This window comes from Actinomycetota bacterium (assembly GCA_018830725.1).
In the GTDB taxonomy this organism is placed as follows: Bacteria; Actinomycetota; Humimicrobiia; order JAHJRV01; family JAHJRV01; genus JAHJRV01.
In genome coordinates, this window is record JAHJRV010000049.1 from 1 (window position 1) to 2,660 (window position 2,660).

The 2,660-nt window shown below is 26.5% G+C and carries 4 protein-coding genes; 1 reads left to right on the top strand and 3 read right to left on the bottom strand.

The annotated features are described in order from the left end of the window. On the bottom strand, positions 1–647 hold a 647-nt coding region (locus KKC53_02565), incomplete at its 3' end, for a hypothetical protein (protein ID MBU2598051.1). Between the two features lie 154 nt (positions 648–801). On the opposite strand from KKC53_02565, the gene rpsT reads away from it, so the two are divergent. Continuing rightward, complete coding sequence (gene rpsT / locus KKC53_02570) at positions 802–1,071, top strand: 30S ribosomal protein S20 (GenBank protein MBU2598052.1); 270 nt, start codon at positions 802–804, stop codon at positions 1,069–1,071. Positions 1,072–1,138: 67 nt separating this feature from the next. Here rpsT and holA read toward each other — a convergent pair whose 3' ends face one another. Both holA and KKC53_02580 read right to left on the bottom strand, forming a co-directional pair. Beyond that, positions 1,139–2,191, bottom strand: coding sequence for a DNA polymerase III subunit delta (gene holA / locus KKC53_02575; GenBank protein ID MBU2598053.1), 1,053 nt, complete (start codon positions 2,189–2,191; stop codon positions 1,139–1,141). A gap of 16 nt (positions 2,192–2,207) precedes the next feature. Then, positions 2,208–2,660, bottom strand: a 453-nt coding sequence (locus KKC53_02580; GenBank protein MBU2598054.1) for a hypothetical protein, incomplete at its 5' end; no start/stop codon positions are given.

The following is a 2,660-nucleotide window of genomic DNA, read 5'->3' on the forward strand; positions in this document are numbered from 1 at the left end:
AGAAATAGAAATTGACCTATTGTTCCAATTACAATACCAACAGCAAAACTTAAAATTCCATATTTTCTATAAAGTAAAAAAAATACTAATATTATTAATATATTCCATATTACGGTTGAGAATGCAGGCGGTGCAAAACTTTCATAAGAGTTTAAAAGGGCACTTACTATTGCAGTTAAGCCCATAAAAAGAAGAGAGAGAAACATGATTCTCGTTAATAAGATTGCCAAAGACCGCTGACTTAAATCATCCTTAAGACCAGGAAGAATTTTATATATTGAAGGAATTGTGATAAATACTATGATAATTATTAAAATAAAAATAATAATAAGAAGGTTTATAAGTGTATTAGTTAATTTTAATGCATCCCTTTTCTTACCAAGAGCAAGATATGAAGAAAAGATAGGTATAAATGCAGCTGATAGTATTGCATCTGCTAATAATTGTCTAAACTGATTAGGTACCAAAAATGAAATTCTAAATGCATCTGTTTCCCAGTTTGCTCCAAAGAAATAAGCAAATACCTGTTCTCTTAAAAGACCGGTTAATTTGGATAAAAAAATACAAATCGTGACAATAATAACTGTACTGGTGAACTTCACTTTAGATTTGTTTATATCTGATGTTAAATCTTTTTTCTCTTTCAATTAATCATTCCTTAAAGTTTTTTTGCTAATTAATTTTAGCATTTAGTTTGAGTAACAATAGTATTTAAAAATTATATAGTATTTTTGATAACCTTGTATTATAATATTGCTACTTTACTGAAAAAAATAAAAAAAATAAACATAGGGAGGTAAATTGGCAAAACAAAGTTCTCTAAAAAGAGTTAAAACTTCAGCAAAAGTAAGACTAAGGAACAGGAAGAAGAAAGCAACTATAAAAACAGCTATAAAAGAGTTTGATAAAGTAATCAAGGAAAAGGATTTAGAGAATGCAAAGCAATTACTTATAAATTGTATTTCTTTACTTGATAAGGCAAAAAGTAAGAAAATATTTCATAAAACAAAGGTAAATAGAATTAAGTCTAAACTTAGTGAGAAATTAAATACTTTATCACAGAGTTTGTAACTATTTTTTTGATAATCACATTACAAAATTAATTTTAAAAAAATTGTAAAAATCAATCTCAAATATTCTAAATATTTAGTATTTTAGAAACTAAGGTCTCTAATATTATCTCAGCTTTTTGTTTTCCTCTCTTTATCCCTTCATCTGCCTCCAACAAATAGAAAAGGAAATTTCTTAAATCCTTTTTAGAAAAATTCTTTTGTTGATTTTTAAGTTTTTTAATAGCAAAATTTTTCGCAGATAAAATTTGCTCCATCTGCTTTATATCTATCTTCTTTTCAATTAAAGATTTGATTTTTAAGAGTCTTTTAAAATACCATCTCATTGTCCCCAAAATTCTTAAACTCTCAATTTGAAGTTTTCCAGGTTTGGTTTTAAAAAAAATAGATCTTAAAGAACTATATGCTTCACTTTCTTTCTTCTCACTTAAATAATCTAAAAATTTAAAAATATTTATATCGGGATTTCCAGCAACAAGTAATTGTACAGTTTTTTGGTCTATGACTTCTCCTTTTCCAACATAAATTGCAAGTTTTTCTACCTCGCTTTCTAAATTCCATAGATCATTACCTAAAAAATTTGTGAGTAAATAGACAGCAGCAGGATTTATCCTGACTTCTCTCTCCCTACATCTCTCTCTAACCCAACTTTCCAAACCTCTGAATGAAATTGGTCTAAAATCGTAAACTTTGCCCATCTTTCCAATAAAATTTTTCAATCTATCCCTAATTTTTCTGGTTGAATTTTTTAGATTTGAATTATCCCAAACAGTTTCTGCTATTAAGACTAAACAACAGTATGGAGATGGTGATTTTGCATATTCAATAATCTTTTCTAATTCATCATTAGATAATTTATGAACATTCCTTGCTATAACAAGTCTTTTTGATGATAAGAAGGGTAAAGTCTTGCAGACATTCAATATATCATTTACTGATACCTCTAAAAAATCGAATTGCTGGAAGTTGAGTTCTCTTTCACTATCATCGCCAAATCTCATTTTAAGTCGAGATATTGATTTCTCAATTTTCCAATTATTTTCCCCAGTCAATAGATACATTGGAAGTAAAGACTCTACGCTCTTTTTATTAGAATTTTTAAAACTATTATTTTTAATCATAACTTTTATAATTATATTATTTTTCGGTTAGGATTTTCCAATAATTATTTTCCACAATTATATCTATGTCTCCTAACTTATCTGTACGGAGAATATTAGAGTTAATCTTTTTTAAAGAATTGATTGTTTCTTCTGATGGATGATCGTATTTATTATTTAATCCAACTGATATTATAGCTATCTTAGGTGAGACAGCTCTTAAAAATTGGTAAAAATTAGCATCTTTACTTCCCTGATGAGGTACTTTTAAGATATCAGTTTTTAGTAAATAGTTATTAATATCATTATATATATCATTATTTATAGATATATCTTTCAAACTATTTGATTTATTCATTGATAGATTTTTTAAACTACTTAATATCTCTCTTTGAGCCTGAATTTCAATGTCTCCAGTAAAAAGTATCTTTTTATTCTCATATTCTAATAAAAGAACTAATGATTGATTATTTATATTCTCTTTTAGATA

Bases quoted from the DNA above. Each gene is read 5' to 3' on its own strand.
- holA (MBU2598053.1), bottom strand. From the start codon at position 2,191: ATGATTAAAAATAATAGTTTTAAAAATTCTAATAAAAAGAGCGTAGAG.